Source organism: Paraburkholderia sp. BR10954, assembly GCF_040965775.1.
GTDB lineage: Bacteria > Pseudomonadota > Gammaproteobacteria > Burkholderiales > Burkholderiaceae > Paraburkholderia > Paraburkholderia youngii.
Map to the genome: position 1 here is coordinate 1 of NZ_JBFRCK010000222.1, position 474 is coordinate 474.

The 474-nt window shown below is 61.6% G+C and carries 1 pseudogene; it reads left to right on the forward strand.

The window, feature by feature from the left end:
- A pseudogene (locus AB4Y34_RS41975) lies at positions 1-469 on the forward strand (DDE-type integrase/transposase/recombinase); the annotation flags it as partial.
- Positions 470-474: the final 5 nt, after the last annotated feature.

Here is a 474-nt window from a genome sequence, read left to right on the forward strand (position 1 = left end):
TATCTGCTCTGGCGGGCAGTGCGACCAGCACGGCGCCGAACTCGACATCCTGCTGCAGAAACGTCGCGACAAGGCCGCAGCAAAGCGCTTCTTCAACCACGTGCTGGCCGCCTGTGCCGACGCGCCAGGAAGGATTGTCACCGATCAGCTTCGCAGCTACCCGGCAGCCAAGGCCGACATCCCCGAACTGGCGAACGTCAAGCATGTGTTCGTCAAGGCTGCGGCCCGGGCGAACAACCGGGCAGAGAATAGTCATCAGCCTACGCGTGAACGTGAGCGGCGCATGCGCGGATTTCGTGACCCGAAGCGCACGCAGGCTTTTCTCTCCAGCTTCGGCCTGATCCGGTAGCACTTCGCGCTCAAGCGACACCTGCTACGTGCTTCGCTCTATCGCAAACAACTCGCATCCCGATTCGCTGCGTGGCGCGAATTCACCGGCATCGCTCAAAATCCGTCGACTGTCTCCTGAGCGAT